The sequence below is a fragment of the Shinella sp. OV683 genome (assembly GCF_057787725.1).
Window position 1 is genome coordinate 4384660 of record NZ_CM173543.1, and the last position, 15045, is coordinate 4399704.

The window sequence follows — 15045 nt, forward strand, 5'->3', positions numbered from 1 at the left end:
CTGCGCGGCCTGACGCCAATGCAAAGTCTGGCCCAAGCTCCGCTAATGTCAAGGCAGGATAGTGGTTGGCCGGCAACCGCAGCCCTCTGTTTGCACCCGATCACGTCGCTCAAAGAGAAGTGAATTCAGCCGTTTGTGAAGTAGCGGACAAACCGGAAGCCGACCGTCGCGGCGGTGCCTGACAAGACCGTGCCCCACGGCAAGATCAGCCAGAGTCACAACAGTCGACCAAGTCTTGAGCGTCGCCTCGCGGCATCCCAACTATTTCTTCGAGTGGTTCGGTTGGTGCAACTGGCCGCTCCTGGCAATCGATCTCTCCGGCACACCCCTGGGGCTGGGTTGCGTTACTTGCGTCTGTCCTCATGTATCTTCTGCTTGTCCATGTCTCGGGTATTCCACCCCTGGAGGCATATATGCTAGAATCACGAGGCGAAGCATTCCGGTCGCTGCAATTCCGGGTCAACGCCTTCTTCCCGGTCCACGTCACAAAATCAACGATGCATAGCTGATGAGTTGAGGAGCCGGTCATGAATATTCTTGCAATTGCTATCGACGCCGCCGAACGGACGCCCCTCCCCGACAGCCTGACACTTGCGGGCATCGACTATCTCTGCGGCCGTACCAAGCGGCGCCTCAGCCTGGTGCCGGATGAAACCGAGGCGGCCTTCACCACGGCAATGAAATACTATCCGGTGGCGACCCATACGGGCGAGGCCAACGCCCAGCATTACGAAGTGCCGGCCGAGTTCTTCGAGCCGGTGCTTGGCCCGCAGCGCAAATATTCCTGCTGCCACTATCCCAGCAAGACCACGACGCTCGAACAGGCCGAAATGGTGGCGCTGGCCGAGACAGTCGCGCATGCCGATATCCAGGACGGGCAGACCATTCTCGAACTTGGCTGTGGATGGGGTTCGCTGTCGCTCTATCTTGCCGCACATTTTCCCTATGCACGAATCATGTCGGTCTCCAATTCGGCCTCGCAGCGTGCCTATATCGAAAGCCAGATTGCGGCGCGCGGGCTGTCCAATCTCGATGTACTCACCCGGGACATGAATGTCTTCACGCCGGAGAAGACATTCGACCGGATCGTCTCGGTTGAGATGTTCGAGCATATGTCCAACTGGCAGATCCTGCTTGAGCGGGCGCGCGAATGGCTGAACCCGGAAGGGCGGCTGTTCATGCATGTGTTTACGCATCGCAACCGTTCCTACCGCTTCGACCACGGCGACCCCGCCGACTGGATTTCCCATCACTTCTTCACCGGCGGTATCATGCCGGCCTTCGACCTGCCGCACCGCTTCAGGGATCTCTTCGAGGTCGAGCAGCAATGGCGCTGGTCGGGCACCGACTATCAGCGGACTGCGATGGACTGGCTGGCGAATTTCGACGCCAATCTCGACAAGATCGAGCCGATCCTGCGCGACGTCTACGGCGCCGACGCCTCGCTCTGGCGCCGCCGCTGGCGCCTGCTCTTCCTGGCGACGGCGGGACTGTTTGGCCATGCCGATGGCGAGGAATGGGGCGTCGGCCACTATCGCCTGAAACCGGTCGCGGCCTGAAGGCAATGACGGCAGGCAGCGCAGCGATGTCCCGAAAGGAAGCTAGCTCAGCCTGGTCACATCGATGCGGCGCGACTGTGCGGTGACGGTGATCTCATAGTGGTCGGTCTGCAGGACATCGGTGATATTTTTCGGAATATAGGCGACGACGGAGCAGCCGCCCTTGTAGCGCAGGCTGTCATAGAGGATGCCCGCCTCGCCTCTGGCGCGAACCTGTTCTCCGAAGACCTGCGATGCCGTGTAGTCGCTGGAGGAATAGACGTCGGGGTAGGTCGCTTGCATACTGCGGATATCACGGTAGTCGCCGAGCAATGTCGACGTATAGCAGCGATACTTACGCGACATCCGGTCGGTGCCGATGGCGACGGCTTCGCGCCTGAGGTGATGGGCGACTTCGGCGACCGAGGTGCGAACCATATCGCCGGCATACCATGCGCCAAGTTCCGGGCCATTGAACCGCATGCCGGTCGGCGCGACATGCAGGAACGAGGCCATGATGATGCTGGCATTGGCAACGCCCAGCGGCCACTGGCTGTCCGGCAGGCGGCGAACGCGCTCAGCCACCAGCCGGTCATTGGTCCAGCCGACCAGTTCCAGCACCGCCTCGAGATCAGCCGTCGTTGCCACCGTATCGAACAGGCCGATGGGCGGAAACTGCGACGGAATCAGCCGATAGGCCGGAACCGGCGCTGCGGCGAACGCGCTCACCGGAAAACGATCTCGCTGTCTTCGTATGGCTGGAAATCCACATCGATCGCATTCGGCGGCATGTAAACGCCACCCCGAGCCGCATCGAGGAAGCGGCGCACCGTCATCAGGCCGTCCTGCGTACCGCTTGTGACGAATGCCATCGGCTGCTGGCCGCCGAAGGTCAGCGAATGATGCGCCGTCTTCAGCCACTTTACGCCCTCGGCCTCCTGGCCGAACAGCACGATAAGCGCCTGATGGATGCCGAGAACAGCTGAAATGCGCAGCAGCACATCGACGTCGAGCGACACGTCGCCGTGCTGGCGAGCCTTCTGGCACCAATTGTGAAAAGTCGAGCGCGGCGGCAGGCCGAGAACGAGGCGGCGCTCCTCCTCATTGAGGTTCCAGAGGTCGGCTACCGCGAGGAACGTGCGCAGTGCCGGGCCACTGATGCGCTTGCGGTTTGCGGCCGAGAACCGCGATTGATCGAGGATCTGCGGACCCGCCTCAACCTGCCTGACTGCTCGCGCTACCATGGATATCTCCTTTGTCCAGACTTGAACATAGTCCAGATCTGGACAAACTTCAAGCGACAGCTATTCGGCAGCTTGCGGCAGGGGATAGACGTTGGCCTTGGATTCCGGTGTTTCGCCTTCCGTCGTTTCCGGCGTCGTATCCTTCTTCTTCGGTTCGCGGCCGAAGAACAGCGCATAACCAGCCGGCAGGACGAGGATGGTCAGCACCGTCGCAACCAGAATGCCGCCCATCATCGCGTAAGCTAGTGGTCCCCAGAACACGCCGCGCGAGATAGGGATCAGGGCCAGAACTGCCGTCATTGCGGTCAGCACGATCGGGCGGAAACGCCGGACAGCTGCGCCGATGATTGCCTCGGATCGCTCCATGCCCGTGGCGATATCCTGGTCGATCTGGTCGACGAGGATGATCGAGTTGCGCATGATGATGCCGAGCAGTGCGATGACCCCGAGGATGGCAACGAAGCCGAAAGGCGCGCCGCTGATCAACAGCGCAGCCGCCGCGCCGATGATACCGAGCGGACCGGTGGCCAGAACCAGCATGGCCTTGCCGAAATGCTGGAGCTGCGCCATCAGCAGGATGACGATGATCGCCAGCATCACCGGCGCCTTGGCGGCAATCGAGGCCTGGCTTTCGGCGGAATCTTCCGCGCCGCCCTGGATCTCGACCTTGTAACCGGCAGACAGGCTGTCACGCAGCGGCTTCAGCTCGTTGAACAGCTTGGTCACGACATCCTGCGACTGGATGCCATCCGGCAGCGTTGCACGGATCGAGATCGTCGGCAGGCGGTCGCGGCGCCATTCGATACCCTGTTCGAGCACTGGCACGACCTTGGCGACCTGCGAGAGCGGCACGAAGCCACCGAAGTCGGTCGGCACATAGACCGAATCCACGGCCGAGAGCAGATGACGGCTGGCGTCGGGCTCGCGGGCGACGATCGACACGGTCTCCTCGCCATCGCGGAAATCGTCGAGCGGGGCACCGGACATCGAGGCCTGCAGCATCTGGCGGATGCGCTGCGAGGTGACGCCGAGGGCGCGGGCGCGGTCCTGGTCGATGACCAGCTTCATGGCCGGCACCGGCTCAAGCCAATCGTCGTGGATTGCCGCCAGCATCGGGTTCTCGGCAAACTTCGCCTTCACCTTGTCTGCAATTGCCCGCACTTCGGCCCGATCGGGACCGATGACGCGCATCTGCACTGGCCAGCCGGTGGGCGGACCGAGGAACAGGCGGTCGACCTTGCCGCGGATCGAGGGGAAGTCCTGGGCGAGGATGCCGCGCAGCTTGGTGATCAGCCGCTCACGGGCCGGTTCGTCATTGGCCATGATCAGCAGCTGGGCGAAATTCGGATTGCGCAACTGCTGGTCGAGCGGCAGGAAGAAGCGCGGCGCGCCCTCGCCGATATAGGTGGCGATGAACTTCTTGTCCTTGTCGTCAGCCATCTTGGCTTCCAGCGCCTTGGCCTGGGTCTCGACTTCCTTGATGCTGGTGCCTTCAGGCAGCCAGAGGTCGACGAGGATTTCAGGCCGCGAGGACTGCGGGAAGAAGTTCTGCGGGATGAACTGGAACGCCCAGAGGCTGCCCGCAAAGGTGAAGAGCGTCATGGACAGCACGATGATCCGGTGGCGCACGGCCCATGAGACCGTGCCGCGCAGGCCGCGATAGAACCGCGTGTCGAAGACATCATGGTGTTCGCCAGCATGGGCTCGCTGCTTGAGGATCATGTTGCCGAGCCATGGTGTGAAGTAAACGGCCACGAACCACGAGACGCAGAGCGCAATTCCGACCACGTAGAACAACGTCCGGACATATTCGCCGGCGGTGGAAGCCGCAAAGCCGACCGGAATGAAGCCGGCCGTGGTGATCAGCGTGCCGGTGAGCATCGGAAAGGCGGTCGAGGAGTAGGCAAAGCTTGCAGCATCGACCTTGTGCAGGCCTTCCTCGAGCTTGCGCTCCATCAGTTCGACAACGATCATCGCGTCATCGACCAACAGGCCAAGCGCGATGATCAACGCGCCGAGCGAGATACGCTGCAGGTCGATGCCGAGTTCGTACATGATGGCGAAGGTGGCCGCGAGCACCAAGGGAATTGTGATGGCGATGACCAAGCCGGAACGCCAGCCGATCGACAGGAACGACACGATCAGCACGATGACCAAGGCTTCGCCGAGCGCCTTCATGAACTCGCCGACGGCTTCGGTGACGACTTCTGGCTGGTTGGAGATCTGGTCGACCTTGACGCCATAGGGCAGCGAGGCTTGGAAGCGCTGATAGGTCTCCTCGACGGATTTGCCGACATCGGTGACCTTGAACCCCTTGGCCATGACGACGCCGATCTGGACGCTGTCGGCACCATTGAAGCGGAACTTGCGCTGATAGGGATCCTCAAGACCGGAGGAAACGGTGGCGATATCACCGAGGCGGGTCACCTGGTCGCCAGCGCGAAGCTTGAGATTGCGGATGTCGTCGATGCGATCGACATCGCCCTGGACGGAGATGCGCACCGAGCGCGTGCCGGTATCAACCGAGCCAGCCGGATCGACATTGTTCTGGCCCTTGATGGCATTCTGCAGATCAGTCAGCGTCAGGCCGCGCTCTGCCAGCGCCTTGGAGGAGATGTCGATATAGAGCTTTTCAGGCTGGTCACCGATGATGACGGCTTTTTCGACGCCGGGCGTGGTCAGCAGCATGTCGCGTGCCTGGATCGCGAACTTCTTCAGCTCCGGATAGGAGTAGCCTTCGCCCGAAAGCGAATTGAGCGTGATGAAGGTGTCGCCGAATTCGTCGTTGAAATAGGGACCGAGCAGGCCCTGCGGCAACTCGCTGGAGATATCGCCGACCTTCTTGCGCACCTGATAGAAGGCGTCGGCAACCTCGGCGGAATTGGTGTCACCCTTGACCTGCAGCGTGATGATGGCGCTGCCGGCACGAGTGAACGACTTGACCCAATCGAGATGTGGCACTTCCTGCAGCTTGCGCTCGATCTTGTTGACGACCTGATCCTCCATCTCCTGGATGGATGAACCCGGCCAGACGGCCTGCACCACCATGACGCGGAAGGTGAAGTCGGGATCTTCCTTCTGGCCCATATTCATCAACCCGAACACGCCGGTGAGGATGATCAGTCCGAACAGGAACCGCGCGATGGATGGGTGACCAATAGCCCAGCGCGACAGGTTGAAGGGTTGCTTGCCTTCATTGGAGGTGTTCATCGGCGTGGTTCCGCGTTGATGGATCGGGTTTTACTGCAGGAGCTGGGTGGCGACCTGCGCGAGGAATTCAGTCGGCAGCTTGACCTTGAGATTTTCGGTCATGAACTGCGTGCCGGCCGCGACGACCACGTCGCCTGGCTTCAAGCCTTCCGCCACGCGCACGCCGTCATCGGTGAAATCGGCAAGCTTGACGGGGCGGGAATGCACTGTCTCGCCCTTGCGGTCGACGGTCCAGACGATCTGGCCGCCATCCTTCTTGGCAAGCGCGCTGAGTGGCACGGTAACGCCGCCGGCGACATCGCTGACATCGGCCTCCACGGTGGCCGTCATGCCGAGCAGGACGCGGGGGTCGTTCGGCAGGCTGACGCGCACTGAGAATGTCCGGGATTGCGGATCGGCACTGCCCGAGACTTCGCGTACCTTGCCGTCGAGCACCAGCTTGTCGTCGGACCAGAAGCTGGCCTTGACCGCCTTGCCCGGCTTGAAGCCGGCAATGTCGTTTTCCGGAACGGCGATTTCGACTTCCTTCTCGTTTTCGGCCACCACCGTCAGCACCGGCGTGCCGGCGGCAACGACCTGACCGGCATCGGCATTGATCGCCGTGACGATGCCTTCGCGATCGGCCTTGAGGTCGGAATAGCCCAGCTGGTTTCTGGCCTGATCGAGCGAGGACGCCGCTGCAATCCGAGTGGAAACCGCCTGGTCATAAGCAAGCTGTGCCTGCTCGACCTGTGCCCTGGGCATGGCGTTCTTCTCAAACAGCACATGCGCGCGCTTGTTGACGAGATCGGCGGTCTCGACGGCCTTTTCGGTCGCCGCGAGATTGGCTTCCGCCGAGGTGACCGCGAGCTTGTAGTCCGTCGTATCGATGCGCGACAACACATCACCTGATTTGACGAGGTCGCCGACATTGACGAGGCGTTCGGTGATCTTGCCGGCAACGCGGAAGCCGAGATTCATCTCGGTGCGTGATTTGACCGAGCCGGAATATTGCAGCTCGCGGATATTGGAGGTCTGGGCAATTTCCACGACCTTGACCGGGCGAATGACCTGCTGGGCCTCGACCTTCTCCTCGGTGCAGCCGGCAATCACACCAAGCCCGAGAAAGAGAACGCCAACTGCGGTTGCCCGCTTGAGAAATACGGTTTCGAGCGAAAACATCTTCGCACTCCTGATTGGTTCTGTTTATTGGCGCCCGAAGGCGTATGCCTATTTCTGCAGGCCGCGCAGGGCGAACTCGATGAGTTCGTCGGGGGTGGCACGATTGGTCTTGGCAAGGCACTGCGCCACCATTTGCGGGTGGCAGAGAATTATGGTTGCTGCCCCGAAGCAGCGCGCAGCCAAATGCGCGTCCTGTTCGGGGAATTCGCCGGCGGCGATCCCCTCGCGGATGACTTCAGCCTCAAGGTCATGCAAGCGATTGATGAAGGCATCGATGACATGCCAGTCGCGTTCCATCGCCACGACGACCATCTCGTGGACCTTTTCATGGTCCAGCATGGTCTCAAGCGTCATCTTGTGTTGCGCATGCACCCATTGGCGCAAACGCTCCTTGGCACTGATCTTCTGGCCGAGAACAACCTTCGCCTGTTCGACGAAGGCGTTGAGCATTCGTCCGCAAATCGCCTGATGGATCTCGGTCTTGGAGGCAAAGAAACGGTAGATATTGGCCGGCGACATGCCAAGGTCCTTGGCAATATCGGCGACATTGGTCTTGGCGTAGCCGTAGTGGCGGAACAGTCGCTCCGCGCTATCCAGGATCCTTGTGACGGTTTCCTGGCGCTGAATGTCGAGCGGAGTTTCAAGCGTATCGACCATGTGACGTATTCCGATTTACGACTGACGAATTTTGAATTTCGTCAGTCGTAAATCAAAACTCATGAACTGTCAACGCAAAACCTTCGCAACGGCGAGAGGGGGTGCGGGCATGCTGCCAGTTTCTGGAATGGAAAATAGATCTTGGTTTCCGGCTAGAGCTGGGCTTCGATGGCAGCCTTGTCGATGACCGACCACACGCGCCAGATCTTGCCGTCCCGAAACTCGTAGAATACGTTCTCAGCGAACGAAACCTTCTTGCCGCTTACGGGCAAACCGAGGAACGTTCCCACAGGTGTGCAGTCGAAGCCCAGCCTGGCCGCGATGTGAGGCGGATCGGAAATCAGTAGCTGAATTTCGAAGTGAAGGTCCGGGATTTCGCGGAAATCCCGCTCCAACATCCGACGATAACCCGACAGGCCGAGCGGCTGATTGTTGTGGGACACCTCGTCATCGACGAACTCTCCGAGCCTCTGCCAGTCCTGCCGGTTCAGGCAGGCAATGTAATCGCGGTAGATCTCGGAGAGCTCGGCTTTCGTCACTGAAATTCTCCACGTTCATAGCCTGGCAGGCTGGAGATGCAGTGGTAGCTGTTTTTGAGGCACAAACCTATCCTCCCTCATTCCCTGCCTCATGCAGGGAATCCAGCAGCGTCGCGTCGGCTGCGCGGAAGAGTCTTTTGCACTCAAGGACTTGAGTGCACTGGATTCCTGTGACCAGCACAGGAATGAGGGGATCCGGAAGCTCTGTTCAAACCTAATCACTGACTGCCTGCTAATCACTCTTCGGCATCGGCCAGGTATCCGACAGCCGGTAGCCGCCGGGAAACGGATCAGAGGGATCGAGCATCAGCTGTCTGGTGCCAGTGACCCAGGCGCGGCCGGAAATGATCGGCACGATACCCGGCTTGCCTCCGACGGAAACGTTGGAGTCGATCATGCAATGGAATTCTGTGCCGATCACCGATTTGCCGGTAAAGCGCTGGCCGACCTGCATCTGCCGCTTGGCATGCAGCACCGCCATGCGCGCCGAGCAACCGGTGCCGCAAGGCGAGCGATCGATCTTGCCCGGCCGGATCGCCACTGCGTTCAGTCCGGTCAAAATGCCGTCTTCCAACACGACCGGCGCCGTCATCTGGCAGAAGGAAATGTGATTCCAGTCCCTTTCGGGATGGCGGAAACCGAGCTGTTCGTTGGCGGCGCGAGTGATCTTCATGCCGGTTTCGGCGATATCGCGGGCTTCGTCCGGCGTCAGCGCAAAGCCGAGCGCCTTGGCATCGGTCAGCACGAAGCTGTCGCCGCCATAGGCGGTGTCGACGGTCAGGGTGCCGAGACCCTCGACCTCGATCGTCGCATCCAATTGGTCGGCGAAGGAAGGCACGTTGCGCACGCTGATCCGCTCGGCCTTGCCGTCCCTGCATGTTGCCGTCACCTCGATCAGTCCGCCGGGCGGCTCGAGGATCATCCTCGTTTCCGGCTCCTGCATCGGGATGATGCCGGTGTCGAGCAGCACTGTTGCCACGCACATCGAATTCGAGCCAGACATCGGCGGCGTGTCGGCGGGTTCCATGATGATCCAGCCCATCTGTGCGCGCGGATCCTTGGGCGGCACCAGCAGATTGACATGCCGGAAGACGCCGCCTCGCGGCTCGTTGAGCACGAAATTGCGCAGGGTTTCATCAGACGCGATGAAACGCGACTGCTCCCAGATCGTGTCACCCGGCGGCGGTGCGACACCGCCGACGATGACATCCCCGACCTCCCCTTCCGCATGACAACCGACGATGTGAATGACTTTGCTGGATCGCATTTTTGCCCCCTGGAAAGTAGCGGTAGATATGCTGCGCAGATAGGTTCAGGCACGCTCGCGCAGAAAGTCGCGCAGCGACTTGCCGGCATGCTCGATATGGGATTTCAACAGGCTGCAGGCTTCAGTGACCCTGCCGGCGGCACAGAGTTCGACCAGTTCGATATGCTCTTCGCGCGCCCGCTCGACATTGCCGGTCAGCGATAGCTGGATACGGGTGTGGCGATCGCATTCCTGCAAGAGATTGGCGACCAACGCCACCGAGCGCGGCCGCTCCGCGTGCGCATACATCAGCATATGCAGCTTGGTGTTGAGCTCGCCCCAGCGGCTGATATGCTTGGCGTTGAGCTCGCTATTGTAGTCCTCGAGGATTGCCCTGAGCTCGGCGAAATCGCCGGCTGTCAGCTTTGGTGCGGAGAGTTTCAGCAGTCGGGGTTCCAGCATGACACGGAGCTCGAACAGCTCATCAATCTCGGCGATCGACAGCTCCGAGACGATGGCGCCGCGATGCGGATGGATCTTGACCAACCCCTCGGCCTCAAGCTGCATCAGTGCCTCGCGGATGGGGATGCGGCTGACACCGAACTCATCGGCCAGCGCATCCTGGCGGAGCTGGAAACCGGATTTGAACGTCCCGTCCAGTATCCGCTGACGCAGTTCGTCGCCGACCGCCGACGAGATCGTCCGATGCTGGAGAGATTTCCTGACAGGTGCGCTTCGCGTGGAATTGGTGTCGTCCATTCGAGATTGATACCTCAGCACAGGGGGCCTCGTATAGGGGATTTCGACATTCGCTCTTGACATTGCATATTTTATACAATCTACATTATCCCAATGCAAGCCGAAAGAGGAGTTTCCCGATGGCGCCGAAAATCAACTGGTCGGGCGTGTTCCCCGCAGTCACCACGCAGTTCAAATCCAATTTCGACCTCGACATCGACGCAACCCGCAAGGTGCTCGGCAATCTTATCGACGACGGCGTGTCCGGCCTGATCGTCTGCGGCACGGTCGGCGAGAACACGTCGCTGACGCGGAGCGAAAAGATCGCGGTCATGGAAGCGGCCAAAGATGTTGCCAAGGGCCGCGTGCCGGTGATCTGCGGTGTTGCCGAATTCACCACCCAGAGCGCCACCGAAGTCGCCAAGGAAGCCGCACGTGTCGGCCTCGATGGCGTCATGGTCATGCCAGCGCTGGTCTATTCCTCCAAGCCGCACGAGACCGCCGAACATTTCCGTACCGTCTCCAAGGCCACCGACCTGCCGGTGATGATCTACAACAATCCGCCGATCTACAAGAATGACGTCACCCCGGAAATCCTGGTATCGCTGGCCGATTGCGACACAGTGGTCTGCTTCAAGGATTCCTCGGGCGACACCAAGCGTTTCACCGACGTCAAGAACATGGCCGGCGATCGTTTCGTGCTGTTTGCGGGCCTCGACGACACCGTGGTCGAAAGCGTCATGCTCGGCGCCGTCGGCTGGATTTCCGGGATGTCGAATGCCTTTCCGAAGGAAGGCGAAACGCTCTTCCGCCTCGCCAAGGCCGGCCGCTATGCCGAAGCGCTCGAACTTTATGCCTGGTTCATGCCGCTGCTGCATCTCGATGCGCGCCCGGATCTGGTCCAGTGCATCAAGCTCTGCGAAGAGCTGATGGGCCGTGGCTCGGCACTGACCCGCCCGCCGCGCCTGGCGCTGACCGAGTCCGAGCAAGCCTATGTCAGGAAGATCATGGACGAGGCGCTGAAGAACCGTCCGGTTCTCCCCGACGTCGGCCTCGACCGCGCCGCCTGAACCTGAAACAGTCACACGATCATCCAAACGGGCGGCGCAAGCCGCCCGAAATTTTCGGTTTTACCAAGGGGCTTCGCATGGCTGACGACACCGTTCATCTCACTCTGGCCGAGGCCGATGATCTCAGCCATCGCATATTGATCGGCGCCGGGCTGAGCGAGGCGCATGCGCGCGCCATCACCGACATCGTCGTTGCCGGCCAGCGCGACGAGTGCCATTCGCATGGGCTTTATCGCGTGTTGAGCGTGATGAAGACCATGGAGGCCGGCAAGGTCGATCCCAAGGCTGTGCCGGAATTGACCGATGTTGCGCCGGGAATCGTCAAGGTCGATGCGAAGCACGGCTTTTCGCTGCTGGCGTTCCAGCAGGGCCTGCCGGTGCTGATCGAGAAGGCCAAGACGCAGGGCATCGCTGCATTGGCCATTAACAATTGCTTCCATTTTTCAGCGCTGTGGCCAGAGGTCGAGCAAATCGGCGCGGCCGGGCTTGCAGGTCTTGCGATGACGCCGAGCCACGCCTGGGTGGCGCCTGCCGGCGGCACCAAGCCGGTGTTCGGCACCAATCCCATCGCCTTTACCTGGCCGCGCCCGAACACCTATCCATTCGTGTTCGATTTTGCCACGAGTGCCACGGCGCGCGGCGAGATCGAGTTGCATCGTCGCGCAGGCAAGCCGTTGCCGCTGGGCTGGGGCATCGATGCCGAGGGCCAGCCGACCACCGATCCGCTGGAGGTCTTCAAGGGTGCGATGCTGACCTTTGGCGGCCACAAGGGCTCCGCCCTGTCGGCCATGGTCGAGTTGCTCGCCGGGCCGCTGATCGGCGATATGATGAGCATGGAATCGATCAAGTTCGACAATGGCGCGGGAGCCGCCCCATTGCATGGCGAGCTGATCATCGCGCTCGACCCGGCCACTTTCCTAGGTGGGGCGATGGCCGCAAATCTCGATCGGGCCGAACTCCTCTTCGACGCCATCATCGGACAGGGCGCCCGCCTGCCCTCGCAGCGTCGCTACGAGGCGCGGGAGCGTAGCCTGAAGAACGGTGTCGATATTCCCAAGGCGCTTTACGAAGACCTCAAGGCGCACTTGCCGCAATAGAGGCCGAAATCAAGAGACCGTCTCGCCGCCATCGCAAACCAGGATCTGGCCGGTGATGTAGGACGAGCGGTCGGAGACGAGGAACAGGATGGGCTCGGCGATCTCGGTGACGTCGGCCCAGCGACCCATCGGCACCTTGGCCTTGATATAGGCTTCGATCGCATCGCGGCCGCCCACCTGGCGGATAAAGGGCTCGTTGAACGGTGTATCCACCCAACCGGGGCATAACGCGTTGACGCGAATGCCTGACTTGGCGTAGTCGCCGGCCATCTGCTTGGTCATGGCGATGACGGCGTGCTTGGTGGTGGTGTAGGCGATCATCTCCCGATCATAGAGGATGCCGGAGCTGGACGAGGTGTTGAGGATCACGCCTGAACCGGCCGCCTTCATGAACGGCACCGCCACACGCGTTGCCATGAAATGCGCGCGTACATTCAGGTCCCACGAGCGGTCGAACCCTTCAAGGCTGACATCTTCGAGATTGCCCTCGACCTGCGCGCCGGCGTGATTGTGGAGAATGTCGATCCGGCCGTAGCGGGCGTGGATCGCATGAATGGCTTCGGTCAATGCAGCGTCGTCGGTGACATCGAGCGCGACAGCCTCGGCCGTGCCTCCCTCGGTCCTGATCAATTCGACTGTTTCGGCGGCGCCATCTGCATCGCGATCGAAGATGACAACGGATGCGCCTTCGCGGGCCATGATCTGCACCCCTGCCCTGCCGATGCCTGAGCCGGCGCCTGTGACTATGGCAACTCTGTCTTTGAGGATCATGTCATTCACCGTCAGCCATACGAGTGGTTTTTTCGCGCATCAGGAAGCGCGCAGTGCCAATGAGAAACAGGGATGCCACCAGCACCGAGGTCGCAATCGCATTGATCTCCGGCGTCACGCCGCGGCGGATCGACGCGAAGACGTAGATCGGCAGCGTCGTCTTCGAGCCAGCCACGAAGAATGCGATGATGAAATCATCGAACGAGAAGGTGAAGGCCAGCAGGAAGCCTGCGAGAACGGACGGCATGATCTGCGGCAGCACGATCTGGCGGAATGTAGTCAACGGCGTGGCGTTGAGGTCGCTGGATGCCTCGACGATATCGCGGCCGAGGCTTGCGACGCGCGCCTTGACGATCATCGTCACCAGCGCCAGCGAGAAGAGGCCGTGGGCCGCGATGATCGAGGGATAGCCGAGGCCGAGTTTCGGCGGATGTTCCGAGGGCCACAGGCTGGCAAGCACCGGGTTGATGGCGCCGAATACGGCCACCAGCGCCACCAGCGTTGCGATTCCGATCACCACGCCCGGGACAACGATGGCGGCGGCAAACAGCCCATCGAAAATGGTGCGGGTCCGGGCGCTCATCCGCTCCATGCCGAGCGCCGCCATCGTGCCGAAGACGGCGGCGAGGCTGGCGGATACGAGGCCGATGATCAGCGAGTTCTGCAGCGCTTCCAGCAGGAAGCGGTTGGTGAAGGCCTTACCGTACCATTCGACGGAAAAGCCGGTGAAATCGGAGGCGTTGCGACCGGCATTGAACGAGAACAGCACGACCAGCGCGATCGGCGCGTAGAGGAACAGATAGACCGATGTGACCAGCGCCCTCATATCAGATCCACCTGTTTGGTGCCGGCGATGCGGAACGCGATGCGCATGGCGACCAGCAGCACCAGCACCACGACGGCCACCAGCGTCACGGCGATTGCCGAGCCGAATGGCCAGTTACGCGATTGCAGGAAGAGATCGACCAGCGCATTGCCGATGAAGAACACCTTGCCGCCGCCGAGCAATTGCGGGATCAAATACTCGCCCAGCAGCAGGATCGTCACAAGTGCGACACCCGTCATCACGCCCGGTAGGGACAATGGCAACGTGACCTTGAAGAAGGTGGTGACCGGGTTGGCGCCGAGATCGGAGGAGGCGTCGATCAGCCGCCGGTCGAGTTTTTCGAGGCTGACATAGATCGGCATGATCATCAGCGGCAGATAGCCGTAGACGATGCCAACCATGACGGCGAAGGGCGTATTGATCAATCTGACATCGTCGATGCCGATCATCGAGAGCAGATTGGGGATGCCGCGCGAGCCGAGGATGAACATCCAGGCATAGGTGCGGACCAGCAGGCTTGTCCAGAACGGCACGACCACCAGCGACACCAGCAGCAGGCGATAGCGGCGGTCAGCCCTGATCGCCAGATAATAGGCGACGGGATAGGCGACCAGCAGGCAGATGAAGGCACCGGCCGGCGCCAGCAGCATGGTGTTCCAGAAGGCAGTGGCGCGGGCGGGCAGGTTGGCGAATTGGGCGAATGTGAAGGCCGCTTGATAGCCGCCTTCCGGCGCACGCTCGCCGAAGGCAAAGACGACGATGGCAATGAAGGGCAGCACCAGGAAGACGAGCAGCCACAGCGCCGCCGGGGCCATCAGACCTGCGGTGATCATGTGCTTGCGTCTGTCGAGTGCTGTGGTCATCGTCTCTTTCAGCGGTTCATTGTTGCCCGGCGCCGAATGCCTGGCTCCCTCTTCTCCCCAGCGGGGAGAAGGTGGCCCGAAGGGT

Annotated in this window: 14 protein-coding genes and 1 pseudogene; 4 read left to right on the plus strand and 11 right to left on the minus strand. The window is 61.1% G+C overall.

Annotated elements, in window-relative coordinates; all coding sequences use genetic code 11:
• Nucleotides 1-247: 247 nt before the first annotated feature.
• Together ACXHRN_RS21165 and ACXHRN_RS21170 are read left to right on the plus strand one after the other, a co-directional pair.
• A pseudogene (locus ACXHRN_RS21165) lies at nt 248-509 on the plus strand (DUF1295 domain-containing protein); the annotation flags it as partial.
• A gap of 18 nt (nt 510-527) precedes the next feature.
• Entirely contained in the window at nt 528-1559 is a 1032-nt protein-coding gene (locus ACXHRN_RS21170; RefSeq protein ID WP_488638272.1) for an SAM-dependent methyltransferase, read from the plus strand.
• Nucleotides 1560-1601: 42 nt separating this feature from the next.
• On the opposite strand, the gene ACXHRN_RS21175 is transcribed toward ACXHRN_RS21170, so the two are convergent.
• The 8 genes from ACXHRN_RS21175 to ACXHRN_RS21210 form a co-directional block, all read right to left on the minus strand.
• On the minus strand, nt 1602-2267 hold the full coding sequence (locus ACXHRN_RS21175) for an RES family NAD+ phosphorylase (RefSeq protein ID WP_488638273.1): 666 nt from the start codon (nt 2265-2267) through the stop codon (nt 1602-1604).
• Nucleotides 2264-2782 carry an antitoxin Xre/MbcA/ParS toxin-binding domain-containing protein gene (locus tag ACXHRN_RS21180; protein ID WP_488638274.1) on the minus strand — a complete coding sequence of 173 codons (519 nt, stop codon included), beginning with the start codon at nt 2780-2782 and terminating at the stop codon, nt 2264-2266. Before ACXHRN_RS21180 ends, ACXHRN_RS21175 begins: the two co-directional genes overlap by 4 nt.
• A 60-nt stretch (nt 2783-2842) precedes the next feature.
• Nucleotides 2843-5992, minus strand: coding sequence for an efflux RND transporter permease subunit (locus ACXHRN_RS21185; protein WP_488638275.1), 3150 nt, complete (start codon nt 5990-5992; stop codon nt 2843-2845).
• A 30-nt stretch (nt 5993-6022) separates the two neighbouring features.
• Nucleotides 6023-7153, minus strand: a complete 1131-nt coding sequence (locus ACXHRN_RS21190; protein WP_488638276.1) for an efflux RND transporter periplasmic adaptor subunit — start codon at nt 7151-7153, stop codon at nt 6023-6025.
• 48 nt (nt 7154-7201) lie between these two features.
• Complete coding sequence (locus ACXHRN_RS21195; protein ID WP_488638277.1) at nt 7202-7810, minus strand: TetR/AcrR family transcriptional regulator; 609 nt, start codon at nt 7808-7810, stop codon at nt 7202-7204.
• A 152-nt stretch (nt 7811-7962) separates the two neighbouring features.
• Nucleotides 7963-8349: an ester cyclase gene (locus ACXHRN_RS21200; protein WP_488638278.1), complete on the minus strand. Its 387-nt coding sequence runs from the start codon at nt 8347-8349 to the stop codon at nt 7963-7965.
• A 232-nt stretch (nt 8350-8581) separates the two neighbouring features.
• A complete protein-coding gene (locus ACXHRN_RS21205; RefSeq protein WP_488638279.1) occupies nt 8582-9616 on the minus strand; it encodes a trans-3-hydroxy-L-proline dehydratase in 1035 nt (344 codons plus the stop codon).
• A 45-nt stretch (nt 9617-9661) separates the two neighbouring features.
• Nucleotides 9662-10354: a GntR family transcriptional regulator gene (locus tag ACXHRN_RS21210; RefSeq protein ID WP_488638280.1), complete on the minus strand. Its 693-nt coding sequence runs from the start codon at nt 10352-10354 to the stop codon at nt 9662-9664.
• A gap of 119 nt (nt 10355-10473) precedes the next feature.
• On the opposite strand from ACXHRN_RS21210, the gene ACXHRN_RS21215 reads away from it, so the two are divergent.
• Nucleotides 10474-11403: a dihydrodipicolinate synthase family protein gene (locus ACXHRN_RS21215; protein ID WP_488638281.1), complete on the plus strand. Its 930-nt coding sequence runs from the start codon at nt 10474-10476 to the stop codon at nt 11401-11403.
• Between the two features lie 77 nt (nt 11404-11480).
• Nucleotides 11481-12500 (plus strand): Ldh family oxidoreductase, encoded by a 1020-nt coding sequence (locus ACXHRN_RS21220; protein ID WP_488638282.1) that lies wholly within the window; start codon nt 11481-11483, stop codon nt 12498-12500.
• Nucleotides 12501-12509: 9 nt separating this feature from the next.
• On the opposite strand, the gene ACXHRN_RS21225 is transcribed toward ACXHRN_RS21220, so the two are convergent.
• Genes ACXHRN_RS21225 through ACXHRN_RS21235 form a run of 3 tightly spaced genes read right to left on the minus strand, consistent with a single transcriptional unit; the run spans nt 12510 to nt 14960 of the window.
• Entirely contained in the window at nt 12510-13271 is a 762-nt protein-coding gene (locus ACXHRN_RS21225; protein ID WP_488638283.1) for an SDR family NAD(P)-dependent oxidoreductase, read from the minus strand.
• 1 nt (nt 13272) lies between these two features.
• A complete protein-coding gene (locus ACXHRN_RS21230; RefSeq protein ID WP_488638284.1) occupies nt 13273-14097 on the minus strand; it encodes an ABC transporter permease in 825 nt (274 codons plus the stop codon).
• Entirely contained in the window at nt 14094-14960 is an 867-nt protein-coding gene (locus ACXHRN_RS21235; RefSeq protein ID WP_488638285.1) for an ABC transporter permease, read from the minus strand. Before ACXHRN_RS21235 ends, ACXHRN_RS21230 begins: the two co-directional genes overlap by 4 nt.
• Between the last annotated feature and the right edge of the window lie 85 nt (nt 14961-15045).

Coding starts and splice junctions, on each gene's coding strand:
- ACXHRN_RS21220 (WP_488638282.1), top strand. CDS start 11,481: ATGGCTGACGACACCGTTCATCTCACTCTGGCCGAGGCCGATGATCTC.
- ACXHRN_RS21235 (WP_488638285.1), bottom strand. CDS start 14,960: ATGACCACAGCACTCGACAGACGCAAGCACATGATCACCGCAGGTCTG.
- ACXHRN_RS21180 (WP_488638274.1), bottom strand. CDS start 2,782: ATGGTAGCGCGAGCAGTCAGGCAGGTTGAGGCGGGTCCGCAGATCCTC.
- ACXHRN_RS21195 (WP_488638277.1), bottom strand. CDS start 7,810: ATGGTCGATACGCTTGAAACTCCGCTCGACATTCAGCGCCAGGAAACC.
- ACXHRN_RS21230 (WP_488638284.1), bottom strand. CDS start 14,097: ATGAGGGCGCTGGTCACATCGGTCTATCTGTTCCTCTACGCGCCGATC.
- ACXHRN_RS21190 (WP_488638276.1), bottom strand. CDS start 7,153: ATGTTTTCGCTCGAAACCGTATTTCTCAAGCGGGCAACCGCAGTTGGC.
- ACXHRN_RS21185 (WP_488638275.1), bottom strand. CDS start 5,992: ATGAACACCTCCAATGAAGGCAAGCAACCCTTCAACCTGTCGCGCTGG.
- ACXHRN_RS21215 (WP_488638281.1), top strand. CDS start 10,474: ATGGCGCCGAAAATCAACTGGTCGGGCGTGTTCCCCGCAGTCACCACG.
- ACXHRN_RS21225 (WP_488638283.1), bottom strand. CDS start 13,271: ATGATCCTCAAAGACAGAGTTGCCATAGTCACAGGCGCCGGCTCAGGC.
- ACXHRN_RS21205 (WP_488638279.1), bottom strand. CDS start 9,616: ATGCGATCCAGCAAAGTCATTCACATCGTCGGTTGTCATGCGGAAGGG.
- ACXHRN_RS21210 (WP_488638280.1), bottom strand. CDS start 10,354: ATGGACGACACCAATTCCACGCGAAGCGCACCTGTCAGGAAATCTCTC.
- ACXHRN_RS21170 (WP_488638272.1), top strand. CDS start 528: ATGAATATTCTTGCAATTGCTATCGACGCCGCCGAACGGACGCCCCTC.